The organism is Candidatus Nomurabacteria bacterium (assembly GCA_016699365.1).
Taxonomy (GTDB): Bacteria; Patescibacteriota; Minisyncoccia; order Phycocordibacterales; family UBA9973; genus CAZLWF01.
Genome location: CP064973.1, coordinates 361463 through 387695, shown reverse-complemented (window position 1 = coordinate 387695; position 26233 = coordinate 361463). Strand labels below are relative to the sequence as shown.

Below are 26233 nucleotides of genomic sequence, written 5' to 3'. Positions count from 1 at the left end.
TGGGGGATTTTTTTATTTAAGCTGCGATTTTCAATTCTTCGGCAACAACCTTAGGCAGATACTTCATAATCATCTCATAGTACAAGTCAAAACTTTCTACTTGAAAATATTCAATTTGAAGCTTAGTAATATCATACTTCGTATACATTGCCTGACGAATAAAATTCTTCATCGCCTCGGGACTATCTCCACAAGAGTGAATTGTCGGCTTTGAGCTTGCGGCTGCATATAAAGTTTCTCCTACAGACGAAAGTATTCCTGGGCCAGCAATACGACGATCCCCATGACCACGAACAAGTATGAACTCCACTAAAAACCAAAATGCTGGTGGGAGGATTTTCATAACTTCTGGTGAGAAATTATATCTTTTCGCCACTATTCCAAACATCTGAATACATTCGCCATACTTTTTTAAAGTAAGCATCGGCAAATGCCCGAATATCTCATGAAACATGTCGGGGGCAGGAGTATACTGCCAATCCTTCAATAGACGAAAAAAGTTCGTCACCGGGAACATCTTGTTCATGAGCCCGTAGTACAAAATATCATCATCAAGAGTTCCATCACAGACATATATTCTCCATCCTGTGAGTTTCTCGAGTCGACGATTAATTTCTGAAAATACAGGAATCTTTTCTCCTGTAATCCCAAGTTTTTTTAAACCTTTAAAGAAGGCTTTGTGAGCAATATGTTCCAGTTGTCTGGTCTGATTGTCCCACAACAACTTCCAGGTTCTCTGGTCGTCTTGTGTATATTTATGATATGCCTGTACCTTGTCTAGATTTCTACTAGCAAGATCATTGAATCTTTTTTTAACGCTTTTCATTGTGCGATTTTTTTATCACTCTACACTCATTTGTCTAGGTTGGCAAGTACACCAAAAACTTTGAAAAAAATCTCTAAATAAGCTAATATCAAAGTCTAGCCAAATATATCCACCCTTAGCTCAGTTGGTTAGAGCACAGAGCTTATACCTCTGGGGTCCTTGGTTCGAATCCAAGAGGGTGGACTAGATAGAAAATAGGAACTGCTTCCTATTTTCGATACTAGCCCAAGGCGCAGTGATGTTTTGCGAGCACGCAAAACCACGAGCCGGGGTCGCGGAATTTTACGAGCGACGGCGAGTAAAATATCTGTGACGACAAATAGACTCGTATGCTAAAATAAAAATACCCTTATAACTTAATCAATAAAACATATGAACGAATTCGCAGCTAAAAAATTGGGAGAGGTATTGGCATTCGCATTGGTTGGAGATGAGACACTAGAAAAAGGACGATCTGTCCTATCCCCTGTTCTAGGAGAAAACGAACTAACAGATATATTAGATAAAAATCGTATTCATGCAGATGAGCTTAAAAAACTTGCCGGCGAACTTGGTGTATCTGAAATCGTAAATGCAAAATTTGAAAAGACCGGTGCAAAGCTTCGAGAGATGCGTGAACTTTATATCGGCGGAGAGTGGGAGAATCCAACAGAAATACTCGAGTGGTCAGGGTTCTTTGAAGGAGCAGCTTTCGTGCACTGGGGGCTTGTAAAAGGTGTAGCGGAAACTCTGAATCATGAACTCCTTATGACACTTGCAGAAGAATGCATGAACTTCCACCACGACCTACTTGATACAATATCCTCTGAACTCCAATCAGTCGGACAAACCAAAGCTCAATAATAAAATCCCCCACGTCTGCGGGGGATTTTATTATGCTTTTATTTCTTCAGATTTCTTTTTTGGACTAATACCGTGAGCTTTAATTATCTCCTCATACTCTGGTTGCTCAAGTGTTTCTACTTCAATCAACTTGTCTGCAACAGCATCGAGGCACTTACGATTTTCAGTCAAAACTTTACGAGCTTTCTCGAGAGCTTCATTCATTATGCGTTTTACTTCATCATCAATTTTCGTAGACATTGTTTCAGAATATTCTCGGTCTTCTACGCCGCGACCAAACATTGTGCGCCCACCGTCGCTTTCAAGCGCTACTGGACCAATAAGATCACTCATCCCCCATCGTGTAACCATCGCACGTGCAAGAGAACTTGAAACTTGAAGATCGTTCGAAGGACCAGTCGTAATATCACCAAAAATCATTTCCTCCGCAACGTATCCACCGAGTGACATAGCTATATCATCTAGAAATTCTTTGCGTGATTGAAGTTTGCGATCTTCTAGAGGAAGCTTCAGTGTATATCCTCCAGCACGTCCACGAGCAACTATAGAAACTTTGTGAACTGGGTCTGCATATGGAAGCACACTCGCCACAACCGCATGACCGGCTTCGTGATATGCAGTAATTTTCTTCTCAATTGGAGACAACAAATGACTCTTGCGTTCAGGACCCATCATAACTTTTTCGATTGAACGAATAAAATCAAACTGAGCAACTTTCTTGCGATCTTCACGTGCAGCAAGTATTGCTCCTTCGTTCATTAGAGAATATAGATCAGCACCAGAAAATCCTGGTGTACGTTCTGCTATAACCTTGAGGTTCACATCTTCTGCTAGTGGTTTTCTAATAGCATGAATAGCCAAAATCTCCTCTCGGTCTGATCTATCTGGTAAGTCCAAGACTACTCTTCTATCAAAACGTCCTGGACGAAGCAACGCTGGATCCAGTACATCAGAGCGATTTGTTGCAGCCATTACAATAACTTTTTCATTGGGTTCGAAACCGTCCATCTCTACTAGAATCTGGTTTAGAGTCTGTTCGCGCTCGTCGTTACCTCCACCAACACCTGTTCCACGCACTCGTCCTACTGCATCAATCTCATCTATAAATATAATCGCTGGTGCTGTGCGTTTTGCTAGCTGAAAAAGATCACGCACACGACTAGCTCCAACTCCAACAAACATCTCTACAAACTCTGAACCTGATAGGTGGAAAAACGGAACCCCAGCTTCTCCTGCAACAGCACGAGCAAGAAGTGTCTTTCCTGTTCCTGGTACACCTGTAAGCAAAACACCCTTTGGAATACGGGCACCAATATCAAGAAACTTTTTTGGATTACGAAGAAAATCTACTATTTCTTTCAACTCTTCTTTTGCTTCTTTTGAACCAGCAACATCTTTGAAAGTTACACGATTATTTTTATCATTTGGATCAGTTATTTTTGCTTTTGATTGACCGAAGGAAAAAGCTTGCATCCCCGCGCCTTTTACCTGACGTGACATAAACCAGAAGAATAGGATTATAAAAGCAATCGGAATTAGTATCGGAAGAATTGTAATAAGCCAATACCCAAATCCTGTCTGACTTTTTATATTGATTGGAGTAGCAGAAATTTTCTCACTAGCAACACCGTAGTTTGCTAAAGTTTCAGATAGAGAAGATTCTATCTCTTTTTTAGATTTCTTGAGAGTTCCGTCATTGAGCTCGATATTTAAAACATCCCCTTCAACTTCAATACTCTTCACCTGACTGGTCTCAATTAGAGAAGCAACCTCAGACAAAGTAACTTCTTGGACTTCTTTCTTATTTTCTGTGATTACAGTATACAGAGCTGAGATCAACATAAATATCAAGAAAGCTGTGATTATGTGACTACCAAAAGTCGTAGGTGCGCCACCTGGTTTTTTTCCTTTAGAATTAAGATTTTTTAAGTTTTTTATTGGTGATTTCATATATTTAAACGTACTTCACTATACACCAAAAAATTACCCTCGTCTATAATCTTTGTAGATCATTAAATACAATATTAAACGAGAGAATTTTTTTTGAGAACCTCTCGGTTCTCAACGTTTCACTGCTCTCCTCCACGGAGAAAACTAGAGTTTTCCCCGATCCCCTTTCCTCGCTCATTCATTCTCAAAGTAAAGCTTTGAGAATGAATGAGCTATAAAAATGCAGAAAATAAATGTGCTACAATCTGCCTATGCCTACATTTACTGAAAATCGAAAAGCTCACTTCAACTACGAATTCCTGGAAAAAATAGAAGCAGGAATCGAGCTTTTTGGGAATGAGGTCAAATCAATACGAACAGGCAAGGCAACGCTTGAAGGTGCGCGTGTAATAATAAGAGGTGGTGAAGCTTATGTCCTAGGGATGAACATATCCCCTTATCAGCCGAATAACACCAAAGAAGATTACGACTCGCTTCGAACTCGACGACTACTATTAAACAAAAAAGAAATCGAAACCCTATTAAAAACCGAATCTACTAAGGGTTTGACACTAATACCTATATCATTGTATAATAAAGGCCCTAAGATAAAGGTCTCTGTTGCGGTCGCACGAGGTAAGAAGAAATTTGATAAACGTGAGACAATCAAGAAACGTGATATAGATCGTGAAATAGGTAGAACTTTGAAAAAGTAATAATGGGAATGTAAGGCATCGACAAAGGATTAGTTTTGTATGGTGCGTGCCGAGCTCGTGCGAAACGCTCGTAAAACAGCGCACAAAACTCAAATGCAAAAACATTTGGTAAGGTAACATCACCATACTTCGGTATGGCTGATCTTGCTCTCGCTCGAGCTTAAGCTCGCGAGTGTCTCTGTGTTCGACTTCCGATAAAATACACGAGGCAACATCTATCGGGATAGAAAAATATCGCGTCTCAGATAATTTTCGAAACAATTGAGAATCGAGTAAATATTATTTTGTTGGTTTTATAGATATTTGCTTTAAACAAATAAAACAAACTATGCACGTAGACTCCATACGAAACCTCCCTTGCACGGGGGTTCGACTCCCCCCATTTCCACTGGTAAAAATATTAGCGCCCAAAAGGCGCTTTTATTTTTTCAGTGAAAATGAGTGAAGTGCCTGCGCACTTCACGTGGGGGAGGCGAAAGGCGCAATTATATTTTTCTAGCAAGAAAAACAAGTGAGCCTGGGTCGCGGAATTTTGCAAGCGACGGCGAGCAAAATATCTGTGACCAACCCCCCATCCTTGCACTCATTGAATTTTTCACCTATACTCACAAAAAACGACGTATATGTTAGACAAAGAAACAATAAATAAGCTTGTATTGATAAATGAGCTCAAGTTAGCCTCAAGTGAAAATAAAAATATCGCAGAGGAAATAGACTGGTCAAAGCTCAAGAAAAATACAGCATCTTCTGGAGCTGCGTACTTGGCAGTAAAAATTGGATCAAAATCTTTCAAATAAATTTTCATAGCCGATATTATCGGCTATTTATTTTTCCTTTGACACCCCGCTCTTTTTATGATTAAATGTAAAAAAAGTTACATATGAAAACTGTTGATAATTGGAGAGAGCTTACGCACATACTCAATACTGAAGGTGCCAATAGATACGTGGAGTTCTATAGGCACGGAAAACACTGCAGAGCAGAGATAGAACACTACTCTCAAAGCGAGAAGTTTCTTTTTGTGTTACTGAAAAACATTTGTGTATACAACAAAAAAAATAACAAGTGGAGTATGGATAAACATCCAGAAAGCTGCATTAGCTTCAATATCAATAAAGATGTATGGAGCAAGATGCCAGGAGGGACGATAAAAATAAATTCTAAAATAGTAGGATTGGTGTATATATTCCCTCACGGAAAAACTTATAGTAAGGATGCGTTGCTGGAAAAAAAAGGGCCCAGTGTTAACTCGATTATCTTACCCGACTTGATCCAAAATATTTGCATAAACTAAACAAAGGCGCACAAATTATGCGCCTTTTACTATGGTTTGACTTACTGAGCACAATCGCGTTTAATGGGTATATAAAAGTACATTTAAATATGAAAAAGCAAAGAATATACAAAATCGCTCTAACTGGTGGCCCATGCTCAGGCAAGACTACTGTGCTTTCAGTCTTACACAGCAAACTAACAAGTCTTGGGTATAAGGTGCTTATTGCTCATGAGACAGCAACGATCCTTATAAACTCCCGTCTCATACCTGGAAGTATAAAATTCCAAGAGTATGTTTTAGATTTCATGTTGCATTATGAAGACATGATCGAACAATACGCAAAAGACACAGGTGCAGAAAAGGTAGTAATACTCTACGACCGTGGGGCAATCGAAGGATTGGCTTATGTTAACAGGCGTGAACAAAGAGCATACGAACAAATGATCCAATCAAAAGGACATTCGGTAGTGGGACTGCGAGATGCTCGATACGAAGCAGTGATACACATGGTAACCGCAGCAGATGGTGCCTTAGATTTCTACAGTACATTGAGTAACGAAGCGAGGTATGAAACACCTAGACAAGCTCGATACCGAGACAAAAGACTTAAAGAGTCTTGGACCGGGCACGCACATTTACGAATAGTGAACAACAAAAACAAAACCTTCAAAGGAAAAGTAAACGAAGTTGTTAAGTTAGTTTTTAATTTTCTAGGAATACCTGTACCAATCGAAGATGAACGCAAATTTTTGATTGATAGAAAATTTAAAATGTCTAACATACCTGTCCACTATCAAAAAGTAAACATCATACAGCACTATTTACTAACAGAGAGAGGCATAAGCGAAAGAGTGCGTAGAAAAGGTCAAGGTGGATTCTTTGCTTTTTACAACACTATAAAGATACCGATCTTGAATAGTAAAAGCGCCAAAGAAGAAATAGAAAGGATTTTAGAGCAAAACGAATACAATACTCTACTTATAAGACAAGATCCAAAATGCTGGCCAGTCGTAAAAGATAGAGCCTGTTATATATGGGATGATCAGTATTTGGAACACGACTTCTTCGATCAGAGTTTAAAAAGATTCCCAAAAGATTCTTTGCTGGAACTCGAACTGACCGAAAAAAATCAGAAAATAATCATACCGTCGTTCGTTGAACCTTACGTAATTCGTGAAGTTACAGGTGAAGAAGAATATTCAAATGCAAATTTGGCACGCAAAAATTAAACAAATGCTCTCTAGGTTCTAGAGAGCATTTTCTATTTCATAATCCCCAACTGTTATTCGATTCAGCGAATACACAACTGCTCCAGTTTTTAACTTTTTACCAATATCATCTACAAATGTTCTGACATAGAAACCAGAACCAACTTTTATTTCAAATGTAGCAATTGTAAAATGTCCCCAATTTTTTAAAACATTTCTCCAAGACCTTAGTGTTTCTTCTTGTCTAAAATCTCCTTTTACCAAACCGCATATTTCTGAAACTCTATTCTCTATCTCTATACTAGATGCTTTCTTTATAGACTTCAAATATCCGCTATATAACTCAACTTTGTGTCTTGGTCTTGTAATTTCAATACCAGCTCTAGCAAGTGATATAAGGGACTTACCTTTTATTGTCTTAGAAGAGAATATCGGGTATTTCTGATTCAAAGTGATTGGTGTGTTTGTAAAAATTTTCTGCAATTCATTTTTTATATCTTCTTCTGATATTTTATTACTATTTTTAGAAATATTAGGAATACCCAAAAGATCGTATGAATCAGTATTGAAACCAAAAAGCATCGAAACTTCATATGTCTTTGGCAGACTAGTGTACAGATCCTTTTCTTTGCATAAATCACCCCCCAGGAGCACTAAGAGACCTGTGGCCGCAGGGTCCAATCTGCCAGCATATGTCATAGGCACATTCTTGTAGAGTGGGTTTATAAGGCGAAAACGCTCTATAGCCTCAAGAGGTGTTTCGCCTAGGTTTTTATAGAAAAGTATCGGCCCCATATATTAAATAGATTAGCACAACAAAAGGCCAAGCTGTTTATTGACTTTATCCTTATAAAAGGCTATTATATGGACCAAGGTATTCGAACTAAATTACCTATTTCTTAACAATACTGAACGCTTGCGAGAACGCATAAACAACCAAATACGAGCTAAAGAACTAAGAGTCATAGATAGTGAAAATGGCAATTTGGGTGTACTTTCATTCAAAGAAGCCCTAGATATGGCAATAGAGCGAGGCATGGATTTGATTGAAATATCTCCAAACGCCAATCCCCCAGTTGCAAAGATAATGGACTTCGGGAAGTATCAGTATGAACAAAACAAGAAACAGAAGAAGGCAAAAGCAGGAGCGAAACCTACAGAAACAAAATCAATACAAGTTAAAATAGCTACAGGCGAGCATGATCTCGAACTAAAAGCTAAACAAGCTTCAAATTGGTTAAAAGAAGGCCATCGCATAAAAGTTGAATTATTCCTTGCTGGTAGAGCAAAATTCATGGCTGATGCATTCTTGCGAGAAAGATTGGACCGAGTACTACATCTCATAACCGAAGATTATAAAGTCAGCGAATCATACAAACGAGGTCCAAAGGGTATAACAGTAACACTAGAACGTGATACTAAAAAAGCAATCATTTAATTATTACAAGCAAAAATATTTAAGAAGACTATGATAAAAACAAACAAATCATACGCAAAGCGTTTGAAAAAGACAAAAAGCGGAAAGCTCTTGGGTAGAAAACCAGGATTCAACCACTTCAATGCAAAACAAAGTCGTACAGAACAACTTGCAGGCCGAAAGATGAAAGAGTTTATTATGAAAAATAAGATAAGAAGCCAGATGCTTCCAAATATGTAATATGTCAAGAGTAAAAAGAGGAGTCATAAAAAACAAGCGTCGCAAAAATGTACTTTCTAAAACAAAAGGTTATCGTTTTGGAAGAAGTACTAAAGAAGCTCAAGCAAAAGAAGCTATTGCACACGCAGGAACACATGCTTTTGCACACAGAAAAGACAAGAAGGCAGATCGTAGAGCAAGTTGGCAAGTAGACATAAATGCTGCAACTCGCGAACTAGGAATGTCATACAGCAAGTTCATAGACAAGCTAAAGAAGAACAATATCGGATTGGATAGAAAAGTTCTATCACAAATCGCAATCGAAAATCCAGCAACTTTTGAAAAGATATTCAAACAAGTAGCATAAATAAAAAACTCCCCTACCTTTGGGGAGTTTTTTATTTTATAGAGAGTCAGATTTTAATTTAAACTCTTGAACCTTGTCTGCTTCAACAAGCTTCATTACTTTTTTTACTAACTCTTTTGGATCAGAATCAAAAACGATTTTAGCATTTGGTCTATGGCCGTCTTCTAATAATTTTTTTATATCTTTAGCCGTATCCCATTCACCTTCTAGTATTCCAATTGGTTTGTTGTCTTCAAAAGCAATGGTGAATTCATGTATTGTACCTATACGTCCACAACCTATAAACACAGCATCACAGGTGCGAGTAAATAGCAGATCTCTTCCTGGATAACCAAATCCTGTGTATATAATCAAATCCATATAGTCCAGAGGAAGTCTGTATGTATCGACATGTTCTCGCTCACTAGTCGCAGGAGATAAGCCTATAGACATTCCTTTTTCTTCTTTTGCACCCATAGCACTCCAAAGAGGAAATCCGGTTGTTGCACCAGTAACGAGAATACCACCTTGTCGGACTATTTCCCTACCAAGTTCTTTCGCCTTTTCGAGTGCATTAACACCACAGTGACCAGTTTCTGCTGCACCGGATACACCGAGCTTTACTTTTAAATGATTGTGTTTGTCTCCATTCCCAATCGGACCGTTGTAACATAAATATTCAGTACCCATATAAATATATTAGCATGCGAGGGTTACAACATCCCCTCCTTTTGGCACAACTGCGTCTATACCAAAATTATCACGTAACTTTTGAGCTAAAAATAATGAAGACTTTGGTTCTCCCATCGCCAGATAAACTTTCTTTACCCTTTCTTGTGTGTCCGATACAAAATTTATTAGATTGTCAGAATCTTTGTGTCCAGAATATCCACTAATTTTTTCAATATGGGCCCTAACTGGGACATCTTCACCAAATATCTTTACAGTTTCAGCACCATCTTCTATTGCACGCCCCATTGTGCCTGAAGACTGATACCCTATCAAAAGCAGTGTATTGTTTTCGTCTGGAAGATAATTTTTTTCATGATGAACAATCCTTCCCCCATTAGACATACCACTTCCGGCAATAATTATCTTAGGGTCTGGTGTATTTAATATCATCTTTGATTCTTCTGTTTTTAGAGTTGTGTGTAAACCCTTAAACATAAAAATATCATCTCCATGGTCTATATGGACAAGAGCATCTTTGTTTAGAAGTTTTTCATAATTCCTATAAACCTTTGTTAGTTTTATTGCTAGAGGTGAATCAAAAAATATAGGCATCTTAGGTATGCGCTCATTTTCAACAAGATCATTTATTTCAAATAATAGTTCTTGTGAACGCTCGAGAGAGAAGGTTGGGATTATCAATGTCCCATTTCTTTTAAAATTATCTTGAATTATAGCCTGCAGTCTTTGTTTGCGCTCTCCTCTAGACTCATGATTTCTATCACCATAGACAGATTCCATTATCATATAATCGGCATCGTCGACTTTTTCAGTATCTAAAAGTATAGGCGAAGGAGAATTGCCCAAGTCTCCAGTAAAGACTATATTCTTGCCGTTATATTTTATATAAAGCATTCCAGAACCAAGTATATGACCAGCGTCTTTATAAAAAATCTCTAATTCTGAGAATTCGCTAACTTTCTCATGATAGTCTACACCTTTCCATAGCTTCATAATTTCAACTACCGATTCTGCTGTGTATATCTCATCCAATTTATGTTCTATGTCTCTACCTAGTATTACAGTTGTGTCTAAAAGCATAGGTAGCGCTAAATCCTTGGTAGCATTTGTAGAATATATAACACCCCTGAATCCATCCTTGAATAATTTTGGTATACGACCTATGTGGTCTATATGCGCATGTGTTATAAACAAAGCATCAATTTGTTTTGGGTCATAAGAGAAATCCTGCCAGTTTATTTCATCGGCAAGTTTTGTTGATTGTAATAGACCGCAATCAATTAGTATTTTGTGACCACTAGCTTCAAAAAGAAAATTAGCACCAGTCACAGTGCCTGCACCAGAGCAAAAAGTTACAACGGCTTCTTTTTTATCCATCTAGTATATTATATATTATTATTTTTATTTGCCCATATATTTCTTAGAACCAAAATGTAAGCAAACAAACCTCCTGCTATATCAAAAAATAAATCACTAATTGAATCGAGCGGTGTGCCTAAATCTCCAAATGTTATACGAGCGACTCCAAATTCGTACACTTCCCATGCAAAACCAATCGACAAAACAAATATTACGAAACGAATTACACTAGAACGAGACAGGATAGCTGATGGTAAAGTAAAGAAGCTAGATTTTATAGTATGACCAAGTCCAATATATAAAAATCCTAAAAATACTCCGCCTAAAAAGTGCATCGGCATATCAAACCACCAAATACTCAAATACCAAAAGAACTTCATTGCCAAAAGATTGGTAAATAAAATAAACAAAATAAGCCCAAGAAGTCTGATTTTGATATACTTTGCGGTTGTCATGGATATATTATACTTTAAAACCATAAAAAAATCCCTGCCACGCGGCAGAGAGACTTTTTAGGACTACCCAGAGTTTTACCGTAGCGTATTTTATGCTACGTGGGCCTCCTCGATGTAGTGTATCGGTCACCTTTCGGCTCCACCAACATTACAAAAGATTAGAATCCCATAAACTTAAATGTTCTCGGTAATACTTGTAAGTAATCCTATGGATATTATAGACTAGTGTTTTCAATCTCGCAATCTAGACGAACATTTTTATTTGTTTTACAACTTTTAAACAAAACAAAAACCCATCTTAATGGGTTTTTGTCAAAAAATTAATCTTTGTGTTCAGAATATATTAAATCTGTATCAATTTTTCCATAAGAAAATAATTCTTCCGATTTAAAAAATCTTTTTATCTCATTTTCTCCAGCCTCCAAAGAATCAGATGCGTGAACCAGATTGGATTGAGCACTCATAGAGAAATCTCCTCTTATGCTACCAGCGTCTGCTTCATATCCTCGTGTTGGGCCGACTATTAGTCTTATTGCTGATATAGCATTGATACCTGAAACCGCCATTACTATAACAGGACATGTTTTCATGTAATTTAAAATACCAGGGAAAAATGGTTTATCTGCAATATGTGCGTAATGTTCTTTTAAAACAGCATCCTCTACTGTCATCATTTTCATACCAATTATCTTCAAACCCTTTCTTTCAAAGCGACTTATTATTTCACCCACAAGATTTCGCTGAAGTGTATCTGGTTTGATGATTATTAATGACTTTTCTTCATTTGGTCGTGCCATATATTCTTTATATTAATACTAAAGTGCCCTCATAATACCTGAGAGTAGGTCTTTAAGCAAGATTCTATTGAGACTTCTTGAATTTTGCAAAAACTTCTTCCTCTACTTCTGCGCGATCACGCCCGTATTTTAGATATGAGATTTGTTTCAATTTTTCTACTATTTCTACGTTTCCTTTTCGTGGCGCCAATGTTTCTATATTGAAGGGTTTCAACGCCGGTGCACCATTTATAATCATACTCATATATGCGTTGTAGTTATCGAGTCTTGAAATATCTTGTGCAGTAAATGTTGGAGTAAATTTTGGTTCCAAGAACGAAGCATCTTCTGGACTTATGCGAAATACTGCCATTGAACCCACGTTACCAAAAACTGCATTTTTAATATCATCTGGAAGCTGTGAAATATATTGGTGAGCAACGTTGAGCGACAGTCTATATTTACGAGCCTCAGATAGAATAGATGCTATTGCAGGAGTTGTTACGTTCTGGAATTCATCTATGTATAAATAAAAATCTGACATCTGCTTTCCATAAGAATCAACGCGTGAAAGTGCTGCCATCTGAAACTTCATAACAATAAGCATACCTATCAAGTTTGCATTCAGTTCCCCTAGTCTTCCCTTGGACAGATTCACAAGAAGAATTTTCTTGTTATCCATGATATCTCTAAAATTAAGTGCAGAAGTTTCTTGGAGTACAACAGGACGAGTAAACTCGTTTGAGATAAACACATCAAATTTTGAAGTGATGTAGGGTACGAAGTTTGAAAGACCTTGATCACCTGTAGTTGCTTCAGCAGAAGCCCAAAATTGCTTCACAATAGGGTTTTTACAGTGTTGTAGCTTCATATCTCGGAAAGCTTTATCTGCTAGAACACGGGTGATTTCAAGCAAGGTAGAGCCACTCTCTGGATGATCCATAACCAAATATGCACCATTTTTAAAATACTGCTCAAACATCGGCCCCATAGATTCTTTTGAAAAGAGCTGGTTGAAGATCATCATGAGTGTGTCTATAACCATAGTCTTCTGCTCTGGGTATCGTGGATCAAATTCAAGCATGTTTAGCGCCATTGGTCGAGGAATATAAGCAGGATCAAAATAGATAACATCATCGATTCTCTCTGGCGGAACATATGACAATATATCTTGAATATCGGTGCCGTGTGGATCTATAAAACAACATCCATCACCATTTGCAATATCCTGAGCAATCATATTCTTCAAAATCACAGTTTTACCAGTACCGGTCTGACCAATAACATAAAAGTGACGCATACGATCTTCGCGCTTCATATGCACAGGAGTTTCCATACCTCTGTATTTATTTATACCGAGCAATATTCCATCACTAGACATATCGAGTGGTGCTGGAGCAATACCAGCTTTTGCTTCTTTGAGCTGTGGATTACCTACTCCAACTGGAAAATGAAAAACTGTTGAAATTTCTTTTAGATTTAGAGGAAGGTTCTCGGATTCATTTATCAGTCTATATGAATACTCATGAAATAATCCTGGTAAATTCTTGTCTGAAATTTTATTGAAAGCAAATCTATTACTTCCAGGATCATTAAATTGATTGAACGCACTTTCTAGCTCAACCAAGATATCATCTGCTCTCTCTTTTGTCTCTGCAGAAGCAATTACCCGTATGCCGACTTCTAAAATGGAACTTTTGATCTTTTCACTTATATGATTTACAGCATTATCATCAATTTTTTTGTCTTTATCTTTTTCTTTTCCAGATCCAAATAATAGATTTTTTGAAGCACTTAGGATAGCAGAACCGACTTTATATTTTTCATTGGCCTCTTTTATAGATAAGCCATCTTTTACATCCTTTAAGATACTTGTGAATCGTTTTATAAAAGTATCCCCAGCTGGGATGATGGTAAATTGTATAGCTGCTCCTTCACCTTCACGTTTCATCTTTGAAAAAACATTCAAAACTGCTTGCATAGGATCATGATCAAGCATATCGTGAGTCTTGATTGGCATAATTGGATTCTCAGACAAACTAGCGTACGCACCAGAAGAAGCCCCTCCTACAGAAAATATATTGTAGTCATCACTAACTTCTCGAACTTTTGCGTCTGTATAAAAAGATAAAACTTGTTTTTCAAATAGTTGACCTTTGTTTTTTGGAACAGCAGCGTACACAACAACTTCGTTGCTTGAACTAGATAGAGCAATTTCGAGTGTGTAATATTCTTTTGTTTTATTGCTCATATCCCCTGCAACAGATTGCATACCTGCATAAAACTGCTCCATAGCACCTAAAAGTTCTTTGAAATTCTTTTCGTTACCTGTCGCAGAAGGAGGTAGTGTAACTTCAAAAAGAGACATGTTAAGACCCTTAAACATCGGAGTTCCTTCTTTTAATCCAGGAATGTTTTGAGTTGAAGTTAAGTACTGAACCAAGAATCTATGAAAGTCATCATCTATATGTGGATTCTTAAATCCAGACGCCATCTCCATAGCAGCCTTTATGCCTCTAGAGATCAAAACACCCAAAAGCTCTTCCATCTTTGCATCGTGGGCTTCTGGCTTTAGTCTTAATACAAATTGTCCTGCTTCTGCTTCAGAGACTTTATTTTTTTCCAACAAAACTTGTTCTTGAGGAATATTCTTGTAAGCCTGCAAGGTCTCATCTGCTATATTTTTTTTCTCAGGAGTAGAACCTGCTTCAGTTAACTGTTGCTCTCTTTTTGCTATGTGTTCTCGCAAAAATTTCAACTCCTCTTCAGGAGATTGAAATTTGGGTAATTCTTTGAAAAAATTGGGTTCCATTACTTTCTATTATACAGTATGAAAAATAGATGGTATAGTAGCCATATGGATAAAATGAATAACTTTGATCAAGCCAAGCCACTTGAGGATATGGACCCAGGAGAGAGGGATATATCAAACACTGGAGGTGTAACTCAGCAAAAGGCAGAAGAAATTACTCACCCAAAACCTGAATATTACCAAAGAGGGACTCATGTAAATATTGCGAGTATGTCAGAAGAAGATTTCAATAAAATGAATACTTTTGAAAAATCAGTGTTCAGTAAATATGGTCTGGACTTAAGAGAAGATGCTAATTTTGAAAAAATGAGTTCCATGACACAAATAAACATGCTGGATCGACTGAAAGCTCTAGAAGCATTAATACTAATTACAATGAAATATCGTGATTCTTCGGCAGAAAGCCTGCGAGACTTTACAAAATTATATGAGGATTACAAAAGTGAGATCAAAAGATATGAAAGATTATACAACAAGGTATATGAACCTAGTGATATAAAAAACAAAGAAGAGGCAGAGGAATTTTTATATGAATATATGCATCCGAACAATGTAGATGCAACTAAAAAATTCTTTAAAGAATCATCCGGTAAAATCGAAAATGGGTACCAAGAAGTCAGCGAAAAAGACAAGGAGACTCATATCGAATATACAAATTTACAGGCACAAGAAAATTTAAAAAATAAAACATTGAAACCTGAAGAAGTATTTGAAGAAGAATTAGTATAAAATACCCCGTATTCACGGGGTATTTTATACTTCTGTTAAAACTTCTGGATCTCCATCGGTTATAAGAACCGTATGCTCAAAATGGGCACTCTTTTTACCGTCTTTTGTAGAAACAGTATATCCATCATCTTCAAATACAACAGAAGCTGTGCCTTCGTTTACCATAGGCTCTATCGCAATCACCATACCCGCCACAAGCTTTTCTCCATGCCCTGCCTTACCAAAGTTAGGTATATAAGGATCTTCGTGAATTGCACGTCCTACTCCGTGTCCTGCAAGCTCTCTTACGATTCCATATTTATATGGTTTTATAAAACTTTCTATAGCATGCCCTATATCTCCTGTAGTATTTCCAGCACGAGCCTGGTCAATACCTATATGCAATGCTTCTTCTGCGACAGAAAGTAATTTTCTAGATTTAAGATTTGTTTTACCCACACCCACGGTTCGAGCATGGTCAGTAAACATACCTTTGTAATTAAGTCCTAAATCAAGAGAAACGACATCGCCTTCTTTTAAAATTCTAGGACTTGGAATACCGTGCACTATTTCGTCATTTACTGAAATACATATTGTTGCTGGATATGGGTAAGAAGCTCCATCAGGCTGGTAGTCTAAAAAAGCAGGCTTACCACCAGCCTTTTTTATCAATTCATACGCATATCTATCTAACTCGTCTGTAGTGATTCCTGGTTTTACTTTTTTGACCACGGAATCCAACACCTTACCCAAGATCTTCCCGCCCTCACGCAAAATTTCTATTTCTTTTTTTGTTTTAATTATTATCACCTTTTAAAATTGAAATCTTTTTAATCAATTCTTCGTGAACTTTTTCAATAGACTGCTCACCGTGCACATCAATAAAATGATAACCTGAGTGATTTCTAAAATACTCTATAGCAGGCACCACATCCCTATCATACCAATCAAGTCGTGACTCTATATACTCTTCTGTATCATCACTCCTACCTCGACTCATCATGCGTTCTTTTGACCAATTCCTAGATACATTTATAGATACAACATAAGGTCTTTCTCTTTTGTAAAAAGAAATTGCAGAATCAAGCACCGGAGCCTCTGATGCTCTACGAGCAAGTCCGTCTAGTATCAAATCTTCTACTCCAGTAAACTGCTCAATTAGTGAATCTGCCCAAATCCATACAGGTAAAAAAGGTGGCAGTAGCCCTCCGTCTTTCATAACACCCTTCGTTAAATTAGCTGTATAGTTATCTTTCTGAATAAAGTCTCTAAACTTTTCACCCGTTTCAAGGTAAATAACCTTGCGGTTTTTACCTTCTAGAAGTTCTTTGAGTAATTTAGCTTGTGTTCCCTTGCCAGATCCAGATCTGCCAAAGAATATAAATGTTTGAGGTTTGTTTTCCATACTCGCATCCTAACATAAAATGTCCTTTTAGAAAAATAATTCATAAATTTATTTATGAATTATTTTTGGACAGTATGTTTTTTGCTACTTTATATTTTAGTATTCTCGCATTGATAGCTGAGCGTCGATTTTTTTGATTATATCAAGCACTACAGAAACTACGATCAAGAGTGCTGTTCCGCCGATAGCAAGTTGTGTGATACCTGTAACTTTCTGAATGATGAATGGAAATACTGCTACCAATCCCAAGAATAGAGCGCCTAGGAATGTTATGCGAGTAACTATGTTACCTACATATTCTTCTGTTGCAGTTCCTGGTCTAATACCTGGAACAAAAGCACCGCCTTTTTGTAAGTTTGTAGCCATAGCGTGCGGATCAAAAGTAACAGCAGTGTAGAAGTAAGTGAACAAGAATACCAATACAAAGTATGCAATTCCATACCAAAGTGTTCCTTGAGCAAACAAGAGCATGAAGTCAGAAACTTTCAAAAGAAACAGTGATGTTGAAGTTGCTAGGTAGTTACCTATAAGTTGTGGAAATAGAAGTATTGATAGTGCGAAAATTATAGGAATAACTCCAGCTTGGTTAACGCGCAGTGGGATATATGTAGAAGCTCCTTGTGTTGTTGCGTTACCTCTTGATTGTTTTGCATATGTAACAGGGATAGGTCTTTCAGCCTCAGTAACATATATAACTCCAATAATCATCAATATACCAGCCAATATAAAGAGTATATAAAATGGCACCTGAGATGGATCAAAAGAGAACAAGATTTGACTCATTTGAGTTGGAACTGTCGCTACGATACCTGCAAAAATTATAACTGAGACACCGTTACCTATACCGAATTCTGTGATAAGTTCACCAATCCACATCAAAAGCATAGAACCAGCAATTATAACTACTATGCTAGTTATAAGATCAAATAATCCTAGTGCAGGCAAAACTCCTTGTCTTGCAAGTATTACAAGCAAACTAAAACCTTGAATAGCAGCTAGAGGGACTGTAAGAAGTCTTGAGTATTGAGTAAAACGCTTTCTTCCGATCTCACCTTCTTCTTGATACATCTCCTTCAAACGAGGGATCATAAGAGTAAGAAGCTGCATTATGATAGAAGCTGTGATATATGGACCTACACCCAACATTATAATTGATAGGTTTGATAGTCCTCCTCCAGAAAATATATTTATTATTCCCAAGAATTGGTTGTTTGCGAGCAGAGAAGCTAGTCGAGATGTATCTATCCCCGGAACTGGAATAGCAGCCAAAATTCTAAAAGCCGCCAGCATTAACACAGTGAACAATATTCGCTTTCTTAGTTGTTTATCAGTAAATATTTTATGTATTTTTTGCCAGAACTTTGTCATAATTTTTATTTGCGTATTTCTCCTCCAGTTGCAGCTATCTTAGCTTTTGCTGATTCTGAAACTAGTATTCTTGAGAAGATTATTTTCTTAGTTAATTCACCAGTACCTAATAGTTTAACTTTTGGTGTAATACCACGGATGCGTTTTACGAGCTTTTTTTCAAGTAATATAGTTGGTGTAACAATATCCCCTGCTTTGAAATTAGATTCGATTGCAGATAGGTTCACAACTGCTGGTTTAATTTCAAAACTAACGAAACTGTTTTTACCTCTACCACGAAGTTTAGGTAGCTTTTTTATGATATCTCGAATATGAGGGCGTCTCTTGTTACCTGCGCGTGACTTCTGTCCTTTTGTTCCACGTCCAGAAGTTTTTCCACGAGTACCACCACGTCCTACTTGAGCGCTCTTTTTATTTGGAGTATTTCTTTTTAGTTTGTGTATTTGCATAAAATTTCAAATTATTGCTGTACGTATGATTGTACTTCTTCTACAGGAGCAACTCGCTTCTTTGTTGCTATAAGTGACAATGCCTTAAGAGTAGCTTGTGCGTTATTCAATTTGTTTTTACTTCCTGAATGAATCTTTCCTGTAATGTTTTTCAATCCTGCTAGTATTACGATATCACGAACAGTACTACCTGCAACTATTCCGTGTCTCTTGTTTGGAGATATTTTGATTCGTGAACTTGCGAATTTTGCTTCTACTTCATGAGGAATAGACATTCCTTTTGTAGTCTTGATTGTTATCATGTTCTTTCTAGCATTCTTTAGTGCTTTAGATATAGCGAGCGCTGTATCTGTAGCCTTTCCTGTTCCAAATCCTACTGAACCTTTCTTGTCTCCTATAACCATAGCTACAGAGAAACTCATGCGACGTCCTCCTGCTACAACACGAGTAACGCGACGGATATCAATAATCTTTTGGTCAAATTCTGGTTTTGGTCTAGAAAAACCTCCACTTCTGCCTCCAGAGCGATTTCCTCCATGACCTTTTGGTGCTCCACGAGATCCACCTTCTCTCTTCTGTGGAACAACAGCCTCCTTCTTAGGTTCTGCTGCTACAACTTCAGGTGTTATGTTTTTGTTCTCTTCTGTATCCATATAATTAGTTTAAAAAATTAATCCTCCTTCTCGAGCTTTATCTGCAAGAAGTTTTACACGTCCAGTATATTTAAATCCATTTCTATCAAAAACAACAGTTTTTATTCCCTTCTCAATAGCAATCTTAGCAATTTCTTTTCCAACACTTATTGCTCTTTCATTTTTTGTTCCTTTGTCTATTTTTACATCTGAATATGAAGCCAGAGTTGTGCCTTTTGTGTCATCAATAAGCTGTGCGTATATAAACTTATTTGAGCGAAAAACTGACAAGCGTGGACGCTCTGAAGTACCACTGATCTTGATCTTGATCTTTCGTTTTATGCGGTTTCTCTTTTCTGTTTTTTTGTTTACTGTTTTCATATTTTTTATGCAGATTTCTTACCTTGTTTTCGGCGAATAGTCTCTGTGTCGTAACGGAATCCTTTACCTTTATAAGGCTCAGGCTTTTTCATCGCACGAACTTTTGCTGTAAATTGTCCTACAAGTTCTTTGTCTATTCCAGAAACAGTGATTACGTTCTTTTCAGCAGTTACTGTAAGACCTGCTGGGATTGGAACAACCACAGGGTGAGAGAAGCCTAATGCTAGGTTTAGATTTTGACCAGAAACCTCTGACTTGAATCCAACTCCCTCAAGAATCAATTTCTTTGAGAACATATTTGTAACACCGTTAATCATGTTTTCAACATGAGAAGCATATGTTCCCCATAGAGCTCTACTGAACACTGTGTCTTTTCTTGGTGAGAAAGTTACCAATCCATCCTCGATTTTTATTTCAATATCATCTCGGAAGTTTTTTGTAATAGTACCCTTTGGACCTGTAACAGTACAAAGACCATCAACGTAAGTAATTGTTACTCCAGATTCGATTTTAAGTTGTTTTTTTCCTACGCGTGACATAAATCTTTTGTTATTACCACATTTTAAATAGCACCTCTCCACCGACCAGTTCTTTCTTTGCTTTTGTTCCAGACATAATACCCTTTGGAGTTGATAGGACAATAAGTCCAAAGCCATTTTTGATAGGTCTGATATCTTTTGCACCCATGTACATTCTGCGAGAAGGCTTTGAAATTCTAGAAACATCACTTATACGAGGAGATCCATCTCTATAAGCCAATTCAGCTTCAAGAGTTGGGTGAGTTTTTTCAGTCTTCTTTGTAACTGATTTTATGTACCCTTCACCAACCAAACACTCTAAAATAGCGAGTTTTATCTGTGAAAAAGGAACACTAACAGTTTCGTGCTCTGCACGGTTAGCGTTCTTTAGCTTTATTAACATGTCTGCGATTGGATCCATAGTGATTTTTATTATTGAATTATGATTACCAACTAGATTTACGGATACCTGGAATCTTACCTTCGTTTGCTAATTCTCTAAAGCAAATACGACAAACTCCGAAATCTCCCATGAAACCACGTGTGCGACCACAACGAAAACATCGATTTACTTTTCGAGTACTAAATTTTGGTTTTCTTTTTGACCGTGCAACGGTTGATTTTTTAGCCATATATATAAAAGCCTTTTAGTATTTGGGAATATCTCGTGTCTTTTCTTAAATTAGCTCAAAAACGAGCAAACTAAAGGAGAAACACGGATTCGCCAGATACCTATTTGGCTTCGCCTATACTATCAAAATCGGGCTTTTATGTCAAATCAAAACCCTATTATCTAGGGCTTTGATTCACTAAGTTTATACTGAAGCCAAATCTTTTTTCAAATCCTCAATTTTACCTTGAGTTACAGCATCATCTACTTCTTTCACCTGCGCCTCAAGAGCGTTCATTTCTTCTTCAAAAAATTTAACACTATTATCTAAGTCTTGTTCCACGGAAGATATATCCGCATCAGCTTTAGCAATAATCTCTGCAACTTCAGGATTTTTAAGATCAGCTTGTATTCCAGCTTCAGAGAAAGACTTGTCCAACTCACTGTCAATCAAAGCTTGTACCTCATCAAGTACCGCTGGAGTAATAGCTCGAGATGTTAGAAGTGCAACAGCCTTTGCTTTCTGTTCTGGTGGAAGTACATCAGAATTTTTTATTTCATTTATATAATCGTCTAAAGTCATAATTATATAGCTACTTGTGAATTATTTGTTATTGCAACCTTGTTTAGACCGTCTCTTAGAGAAATGAGTTTGTTGGCCTTATCTTTTATTGCGTTTAATCTAGCCTGCTTAGCATCTTCTAAATTATTTGCGACCATAGCATCTCTCGCAATTTCTTTATCCAGCTCTCTCATTTTATAAGCTATAATTTCATCTTTTAGTCTCATTTTTATTCTTCTAACCTCCGCACTAGCAAAATTGCCTGCCTCGGTCATAAAGTTATTAAGTTTATTAAATTGGTTAAATATACTGTCTTGAATCCTTGCGAGACCTTCCTTGGTACGCTCTGCTTTGTAAGCAACGATAGAAGCGGTTAGTACGGCTTTTTCCTCTGCGAATTTTTTTGTTGCCTGCGCTTTTTCATTTATCCAGTTACTCACCCCTACTGCACTATTCTCTACAGCATTAGCAGCCTTATCAGAAATTTTATCAACAAACGCAATACCAGCATCCAAACCTTTTGTGCCCATATTCAAACCAGACTCTATTATTTTGTCAGTAGATAAAATAGCCACAGAAATATTTTTAGGTATTTCGTAACCAAAGTCTTTTATTTTTCTAAAGAAATTTCCTAATTTGTTGCCCATACCTGAAACACGAGATTTTACATTTTCTTTTACAGAAGAAATCTTAGAAGCAATCATTTCATATCTTTCTTCACCTACGGAAAACATGTTTTCACTTTTAACTACCGGAGTATTTTCAGATTCTTGAGTAGGACTTACTATAGGAGTTTCCAAATTTTGAGATACCTCTGTGTGTGTATACGCCTCTATGGTTTCTGGAATCTTGTTTTCAACAACAGTTTCTCTGCTTTTTGTAATGCGACTGTTTATATCTTCTAATTTCTGCTTTGCGATCATAAGCTCCTGTTCTTTTTGAGTTACAGCTTGCTCAGCAGCTGACTGTTCAGCTAAAAGAGCCTGAAGTTCTATAGGAGTGATATCTTCTTTTTTACTTGTATCAGTTGGATTGATTTCCATATTTGTATTCATAAATAACATTGTATCTTGTTTGCTTTATAAAACAAAATCCCCTGCATATGCAGGGGATTTTGTTTTATAAAATATTTTTATTTCTTGAAAGGAAAACCTAGGAGTGTGAAGAATTCAAGTGCTTCTTCTTTTGTTTTTGCACTTGTTACTACTGTAATAGCAAGTCCAAACACATCTTTTAGTTCTTCGTCACCTGTTTCTGGGAAAATAGTGTGTTCGCGGATTGGAAGAGTTAAGTTTCCTATAGAATCAACGATCTTTGTCTCAATACCTCGGAAGTCTTTCATACGAGGGATAGCGACGTTTGTCAGTTTATCTAGGAATCCATACATACGAGCCCCGCGTAGAGTAACCATAACTCCAACTGGATCTCCTTGTCTAACTTTAAAACTAGCGATAGATTTCTTTGCACTTTTTGTTGCTGGTTTTTGACCTGTGATCTTTGCAAGACGGCCAATTATGAATTCATTGCGATTCTTATCCTTTTTGATTCCACTACCTGTACCAGATGCAACTATGACTTTCAACAAACGAGGTGAGGCAAGACGGTTTTTATAACCGCGCTTAGCTTTCATAATCTCATATGCTTTTTCTTCTTTTATCTTTATTGGTTCCATAATTATTTCTTAGTCTTTTTAGGTTTTGCCGCTGCATCACTCTTCAGTTTAACATTTGATGCGTGTATTGGTAGAGAAACTTCGACTACTTGTCCTTTTGCACCTCTTGCACGGCTACGAATATGCTTCTTTTTTTTATTTATTCCATCAATAACAACTTTATTTTCACTAGGAATAGCCTTCAAGACAGATCCACTCTTGCCTTTATCCTTACCTGTTAGCACTATTACATTGTCTCCTTTCTTGATTTTCATAATTTTGTTTATTAAAACTTTTTTTATAGAACCTCTGGAGCAAGGGATACTATTTTCTGGTAACCTTTTTCTGCCAACTCACGAGGTATTGGTCCAAATATGCGTCCCGCTTTTGGCTCAAGCTTACCTTTTTCAAGGATAACAACTGCGTTATCATCAAATCTGATATATGAACCATCCTTTCTGCGGAAAGCATTTGTAGTGCGTACTACTACAGCTTGGTGGACATCTTTTTTCTTTACAGCCTTACGAGGTTCTGCGATCTTAACTGAAATGATGACAATATCCCCTATGCGAGCATATCTCTTTTTTGCAGCTCCGAGTACTTTGAAAACTTTACCGATCTTTCCTCCGGCATTGTCTGTTATTTTTACAACTGATCCATCTTGAAGCATAAAATTATTTTAAAAATTAAGATTATTATTTGATGATTTTAAAATGCTTGTCCTTTGAAATAGGAGAACATTCTTCAATCATTACATTTTGTCCGACCACAGCACTATTGTCTTCATCATGTGCTTTGTATTTTTTTGAAACTTTAATATATTTTTGGTACTTAGGATGCTTATTGAAATTCGAAACTGAAACAACCGCAGTCTTGTCCATCTTGTTTGATACAACTACACCATTTAGAACCTTCTTCTTTTTTACAACTTCTGTTTTCATAGTTTTATGCTTTTCGTAGACGTAATTCTGTTAAAATACGTGCGATTTTTCTTCTTGTATTGCGACCCGCGCGAACATCCTTTGTTTTTGCGCCAGAAAGATTGAAATTGAAACTTGAAAGAGCTTCACGAGCATCTGCTAGTTCCTTTTCCATATCTTCTATTTTAATATCTTTCATCTTTTTCATAAATTTTACAATTCGCGACTTACTACCTTAGTCTTCATAGGAAGCTTTGTTCCAGCCTTTCGTAGAGCCTCACGAGCAATACGCTCGTCAACACCATCAACTTCGAAAATAACACGTCCTGGTCTAACTTCAAAGCAATATCCTTGTAGATCTCCTTTTCCTTTTCCCATACCCACTTCTGGTGGTTTTGCTGTTACAGGACGATCAGGGAATATTCGAATCCAAACGCGACCAGTTTTACCTAGTGCACGAGTCATTGCCTTACGAGCAGATTCGATTTGATTTGACATAACACGTGCACTTGATGTCGCCTTGATTCCATAAGAACCGAAGGACACTGAAGTACCTCTCGTATCACTTCCGAGCTTTGAGATATCTTTACGTGCACGTTGCCATTTTCGATGTTTTACTTTCTTTGGGACTAACATAAATTTAAATTAAAATTATTTCTTATCTTTTTGAAAAACTTGTCCACGATAAATCCAAACTTTGATACCAACATCTCCGTAAGGTAGGTGTGCCTTTTCGCGTGCGAAATCAATATCAGCTCGGAAAGTTTGTAGTGGTATTGAACCACGCTTTATTTCCTCACTTCTTGCGATTTCTGCTCCTCCCAATCTTCCTCCTACAACAATACGAGCTCCTTCAACACCTCTTACTGACATAACTTTCTCAACTGTCTGTTTCAAAACACGTCTGTAAGGAAGTCTCTTTTCAAGACCTTCAGCAATCATGTAAGCCACAAGAGCTGCATCTGCTTCTGGTTGAGCAACTTCAACTATATCTATCTTTATCTCTTCAGATGGCTTTATGCCTAGTTTGTTTATTTCTTTGATTATGTCTGCTTTTAGCTTGATTGATCCTTCTCCATTTCTACCAATAAGCATACCTGGTCTTGATGTGCGTATTATTATACGAAAAGCCTTTTGGTTTCTTTCTACCTCAATAGATGAAACATAAGATCCACGAAGTCTCTTCTCTAGGTATTCACGTATCAAAACATCAACACGTAGAAAATCTACATATTTTTTACCACTAGCAAACCAACGAGATTTCCAATCTCTGAGTATTACTAGGCGATGTGCATATGGGTGGACAATTTTTGACATAAATTATTATTTAAAAAATATTATTCAGTTACTTTTTTAGCCTTCTTTGGTGCTGCTTTCTTTGCTGTTGAAGTCTTTGTCTTTACTGCTTTTGCTTTCTCTACCTTTTCAGACAAAACAAGCAATACATGACTTGATCTCTTGTTTATACGAGATGCAGAACCACGTGCACGAGGCATGAAACGCTTCATGGTTACTCCTTTGTCTACTCTAACATCTGAAACTACAAGATTCTCTACTTTAATGCCAGAATTTTGAGTTGCATTTGCAACAGCTGAACGTAACAAAACCAAAAGTGGTGTTGCTGCGCGCTTAGGTAAAAAAGATAGAGCCAATTCAGCATCTTTTACTTTCTTGCCCTTAATCAAATCCGCAACTAAGCGAACCTTTCTAGGTGACTGTCTGTAATTTGGAATTGAAGCCTTCATAATTATTTCTTAGTTGTCTTACTATCTGAAGTAGCCTTTGCAGCCTTAGCTTGAGCGATTTCTGTCTCTTTCTGCTTTGCTTCAAGTTCCTTTTGCATCTTACCTCCATGTCTAATAAACTTACGAGTTGGTGAAAATTCACCTAATCTGTGACCCACCATATCCTCTGTAACAAGCACTTCTATGTGACTTTTACCGTTATGTACACCAAAATTGAAACCAACCATTTCTGGACTTATTTGAGAAGATCGTGACCAAGTTCGAATAACCCCTGTAGCAATAGGATTTTTACCCTCAATTTTTTTGAGGAGTCTCTCGTCAACGTATGGACCTTTTTTAAGTGATCGTGTCATGTGTTAGGGGTAAGTGATTAGGAATTAGGGATTATTTGAGTTTTACAAGAAAAAATAAG

The 26233-nt window shown here is 37.1% G+C and carries 37 protein-coding genes, 1 tRNA gene and 1 other RNA gene; 11 read left to right on the top strand and 28 right to left on the bottom strand.

Annotation, left to right across the window (positions count from 1 at the left end):
• Positions 1–16: 16 nt before the first annotated feature.
• A complete protein-coding gene (locus tag IPJ63_02195) occupies positions 17–826 on the bottom strand; it encodes a hypothetical protein (protein QQR76299.1) in 810 nt (269 codons plus the stop codon).
• A 109-nt stretch (positions 827–935) separates the two neighbouring features.
• Between IPJ63_02195 and IPJ63_02190 the strand changes: the two genes are divergently transcribed.
• Positions 936–1009 (top strand) — tRNA-Ile (locus IPJ63_02190).
• Between the two features lie 189 nt (positions 1010–1198).
• Positions 1199–1669, top strand: coding sequence for a hypothetical protein (locus tag IPJ63_02185; protein QQR76298.1), 471 nt, complete (start codon positions 1199–1201; stop codon positions 1667–1669).
• A gap of 30 nt (positions 1670–1699) precedes the next feature.
• Here IPJ63_02185 and ftsH read toward each other — a convergent pair whose 3' ends face one another.
• On the bottom strand, positions 1700–3511 hold the full coding sequence (ftsH, locus tag IPJ63_02180; protein ID QQR77017.1) for an ATP-dependent zinc metalloprotease FtsH: 1812 nt from the start codon (positions 3509–3511) through the stop codon (positions 1700–1702).
• A gap of 359 nt (positions 3512–3870) precedes the next feature.
• Here ftsH and smpB point away from each other — a divergent pair, with 359 nt between their 5' ends.
• From smpB to IPJ63_02155, 5 genes are all read left to right on the top strand, one after another.
• Positions 3871–4314 carry an SsrA-binding protein SmpB gene (gene smpB / locus IPJ63_02175; protein ID QQR76297.1) on the top strand — a complete coding sequence of 148 codons (444 nt, stop codon included), beginning with the start codon at positions 3871–3873 and terminating at the stop codon, positions 4312–4314.
• 4 nt (positions 4315–4318) lie between these two features.
• Positions 4319–4705, top strand: a transfer-messenger RNA (tmRNA) gene (ssrA, locus tag IPJ63_02170).
• 232 nt (positions 4706–4937) lie between these two features.
• Positions 4938–5111, top strand: a complete 174-nt coding sequence (locus tag IPJ63_02165; protein ID QQR76296.1) for a hypothetical protein — start codon at positions 4938–4940, stop codon at positions 5109–5111.
• A gap of 83 nt (positions 5112–5194) precedes the next feature.
• Entirely contained in the window at positions 5195–5608 is a 414-nt protein-coding gene (locus IPJ63_02160; GenBank protein ID QQR76295.1) for a hypothetical protein, read from the top strand.
• 89 nt (positions 5609–5697) lie between these two features.
• The gene (locus IPJ63_02155) at positions 5698–6819 is read left to right on the top strand and encodes an AAA family ATPase (GenBank protein ID QQR76294.1); all 1122 of its coding nucleotides are present in this window, start codon (positions 5698–5700) and stop codon (positions 6817–6819) included.
• Between the two features lie 18 nt (positions 6820–6837).
• On the opposite strand, the gene IPJ63_02150 is transcribed toward IPJ63_02155, so the two are convergent.
• Complete coding sequence (locus tag IPJ63_02150; GenBank protein ID QQR76293.1) at positions 6838–7593, bottom strand: hypothetical protein; 756 nt, start codon at positions 7591–7593, stop codon at positions 6838–6840.
• Between the two features lie 121 nt (positions 7594–7714).
• Between IPJ63_02150 and infC the strand changes: the two genes are divergently transcribed.
• Genes infC through rplT form a run of 3 tightly spaced genes read left to right on the top strand, consistent with a single transcriptional unit; the run spans position 7715 to position 8801 of the window.
• Complete coding sequence (gene infC, locus IPJ63_02145) at positions 7715–8236, top strand: translation initiation factor IF-3 (protein ID QQR76292.1); 522 nt, start codon at positions 7715–7717, stop codon at positions 8234–8236.
• A 30-nt stretch (positions 8237–8266) separates the two neighbouring features.
• Positions 8267–8455 carry a 50S ribosomal protein L35 gene (locus IPJ63_02140; GenBank protein QQR76291.1) on the top strand — a complete coding sequence of 63 codons (189 nt, stop codon included), beginning with the start codon at positions 8267–8269 and terminating at the stop codon, positions 8453–8455.
• Between the two features lies 1 nt (position 8456).
• Complete coding sequence (gene rplT / locus IPJ63_02135) at positions 8457–8801, top strand: 50S ribosomal protein L20 (protein ID QQR76290.1); 345 nt, start codon at positions 8457–8459, stop codon at positions 8799–8801.
• A gap of 36 nt (positions 8802–8837) precedes the next feature.
• Here rplT and IPJ63_02130 read toward each other — a convergent pair whose 3' ends face one another.
• The 5 genes from IPJ63_02130 to IPJ63_02110 all read right to left on the bottom strand — a co-directional run bounded on the left by IPJ63_02130 (position 8838) and on the right by IPJ63_02110 (position 14872).
• Positions 8838–9470, bottom strand: coding sequence for a hypothetical protein (locus IPJ63_02130; protein ID QQR76289.1), 633 nt, complete (start codon positions 9468–9470; stop codon positions 8838–8840).
• Positions 9471–9479: 9 nt separating this feature from the next.
• On the bottom strand, positions 9480–10847 hold the full coding sequence (locus tag IPJ63_02125; GenBank protein QQR76288.1) for an MBL fold metallo-hydrolase: 1368 nt from the start codon (positions 10845–10847) through the stop codon (positions 9480–9482).
• An 8-nt stretch (positions 10848–10855) separates the two neighbouring features.
• Positions 10856–11284 carry a hypothetical protein gene (locus IPJ63_02120; protein ID QQR76287.1) on the bottom strand — a complete coding sequence of 143 codons (429 nt, stop codon included), beginning with the start codon at positions 11282–11284 and terminating at the stop codon, positions 10856–10858.
• A gap of 320 nt (positions 11285–11604) precedes the next feature.
• Positions 11605–12081, bottom strand: coding sequence for a nucleoside-diphosphate kinase (ndk, locus tag IPJ63_02115; GenBank protein QQR76286.1), 477 nt, complete (start codon positions 12079–12081; stop codon positions 11605–11607).
• 64 nt (positions 12082–12145) lie between these two features.
• Complete coding sequence (locus IPJ63_02110; protein ID QQR76285.1) at positions 12146–14872, bottom strand: type IV secretion system DNA-binding domain-containing protein; 2727 nt, start codon at positions 14870–14872, stop codon at positions 12146–12148.
• Positions 14873–14917: 45 nt separating this feature from the next.
• Here IPJ63_02110 and IPJ63_02105 point away from each other — a divergent pair, with 45 nt between their 5' ends.
• On the top strand, positions 14918–15601 hold the full coding sequence (locus IPJ63_02105) for a hypothetical protein (GenBank protein ID QQR76284.1): 684 nt from the start codon (positions 14918–14920) through the stop codon (positions 15599–15601).
• Between the two features lie 24 nt (positions 15602–15625).
• On the opposite strand, the gene map is transcribed toward IPJ63_02105, so the two are convergent.
• The 20 genes from map to rpsS form a co-directional block, all read right to left on the bottom strand.
• Positions 15626–16390 (bottom strand): type I methionyl aminopeptidase, encoded by a 765-nt coding sequence (gene map, locus IPJ63_02100; protein QQR76283.1) that lies wholly within the window; start codon positions 16388–16390, stop codon positions 15626–15628.
• The gene (locus IPJ63_02095; protein QQR76282.1) at positions 16377–16985 is read right to left on the bottom strand and encodes a nucleoside monophosphate kinase; all 609 of its coding nucleotides are present in this window, start codon (positions 16983–16985) and stop codon (positions 16377–16379) included. Before IPJ63_02095 ends, map begins: the two co-directional genes overlap by 14 nt.
• A 96-nt stretch (positions 16986–17081) precedes the next feature.
• Positions 17082–18353, bottom strand: coding sequence for a preprotein translocase subunit SecY (secY, locus tag IPJ63_02090; GenBank protein ID QQR76281.1), 1272 nt, complete (start codon positions 18351–18353; stop codon positions 17082–17084).
• 5 nt (positions 18354–18358) lie between these two features.
• A complete protein-coding gene (locus tag IPJ63_02085) occupies positions 18359–18802 on the bottom strand; it encodes an uL15 family ribosomal protein (GenBank protein ID QQR76280.1) in 444 nt (147 codons plus the stop codon).
• 11 nt (positions 18803–18813) lie between these two features.
• Complete coding sequence (locus IPJ63_02080) at positions 18814–19455, bottom strand: 30S ribosomal protein S5 (protein ID QQR76279.1); 642 nt, start codon at positions 19453–19455, stop codon at positions 18814–18816.
• 9 nt (positions 19456–19464) lie between these two features.
• Entirely contained in the window at positions 19465–19815 is a 351-nt protein-coding gene (locus tag IPJ63_02075) for a 50S ribosomal protein L18 (GenBank protein QQR76278.1), read from the bottom strand.
• Positions 19816–19820: 5 nt separating this feature from the next.
• Positions 19821–20354 (bottom strand): 50S ribosomal protein L6, encoded by a 534-nt coding sequence (rplF, locus tag IPJ63_02070; GenBank protein QQR76277.1) that lies wholly within the window; start codon positions 20352–20354, stop codon positions 19821–19823.
• A 13-nt stretch (positions 20355–20367) separates the two neighbouring features.
• Positions 20368–20754 (bottom strand): 30S ribosomal protein S8, encoded by a 387-nt coding sequence (gene rpsH / locus IPJ63_02065; protein QQR76276.1) that lies wholly within the window; start codon positions 20752–20754, stop codon positions 20368–20370.
• 25 nt (positions 20755–20779) lie between these two features.
• Positions 20780–20965, bottom strand: a complete 186-nt coding sequence (locus IPJ63_02060) for a type Z 30S ribosomal protein S14 (GenBank protein ID QQR76275.1) — start codon at positions 20963–20965, stop codon at positions 20780–20782.
• Between the two features lie 183 nt (positions 20966–21148).
• A complete protein-coding gene (locus tag IPJ63_02055) occupies positions 21149–21526 on the bottom strand; it encodes a hypothetical protein (protein QQR76274.1) in 378 nt (125 codons plus the stop codon).
• Between the two features lie 2 nt (positions 21527–21528).
• Positions 21529–22548, bottom strand: a complete 1020-nt coding sequence (locus IPJ63_02050; GenBank protein QQR76273.1) for a hypothetical protein — start codon at positions 22546–22548, stop codon at positions 21529–21531.
• 89 nt (positions 22549–22637) lie between these two features.
• Entirely contained in the window at positions 22638–23177 is a 540-nt protein-coding gene (gene rplE / locus IPJ63_02045; GenBank protein ID QQR76272.1) for a 50S ribosomal protein L5, read from the bottom strand.
• Between the two features lie 2 nt (positions 23178–23179).
• A complete protein-coding gene (gene rplX, locus IPJ63_02040; GenBank protein ID QQR77016.1) occupies positions 23180–23434 on the bottom strand; it encodes a 50S ribosomal protein L24 in 255 nt (84 codons plus the stop codon).
• Positions 23435–23454: 20 nt separating this feature from the next.
• The gene (gene rplN, locus IPJ63_02035; protein QQR76271.1) at positions 23455–23826 is read right to left on the bottom strand and encodes a 50S ribosomal protein L14; all 372 of its coding nucleotides are present in this window, start codon (positions 23824–23826) and stop codon (positions 23455–23457) included.
• Positions 23827–23851: 25 nt separating this feature from the next.
• A complete protein-coding gene (gene rpsQ, locus IPJ63_02030) occupies positions 23852–24097 on the bottom strand; it encodes a 30S ribosomal protein S17 (GenBank protein ID QQR76270.1) in 246 nt (81 codons plus the stop codon).
• Between the two features lie 4 nt (positions 24098–24101).
• A complete protein-coding gene (locus IPJ63_02025; GenBank protein QQR76269.1) occupies positions 24102–24284 on the bottom strand; it encodes a 50S ribosomal protein L29 in 183 nt (60 codons plus the stop codon).
• Positions 24285–24289: 5 nt separating this feature from the next.
• Positions 24290–24712 (bottom strand): 50S ribosomal protein L16, encoded by a 423-nt coding sequence (rplP, locus tag IPJ63_02020; GenBank protein QQR76268.1) that lies wholly within the window; start codon positions 24710–24712, stop codon positions 24290–24292.
• Between the two features lie 15 nt (positions 24713–24727).
• Positions 24728–25393 carry a 30S ribosomal protein S3 gene (rpsC, locus tag IPJ63_02015; protein ID QQR76267.1) on the bottom strand — a complete coding sequence of 222 codons (666 nt, stop codon included), beginning with the start codon at positions 25391–25393 and terminating at the stop codon, positions 24728–24730.
• A gap of 20 nt (positions 25394–25413) precedes the next feature.
• Complete coding sequence (rplV, locus tag IPJ63_02010) at positions 25414–25821, bottom strand: 50S ribosomal protein L22 (GenBank protein ID QQR76266.1); 408 nt, start codon at positions 25819–25821, stop codon at positions 25414–25416.
• A gap of 2 nt (positions 25822–25823) precedes the next feature.
• On the bottom strand, positions 25824–26174 hold the full coding sequence (gene rpsS, locus IPJ63_02005) for a 30S ribosomal protein S19 (GenBank protein ID QQR76265.1): 351 nt from the start codon (positions 26172–26174) through the stop codon (positions 25824–25826).
• Positions 26175–26233: the final 59 nt, after the last annotated feature.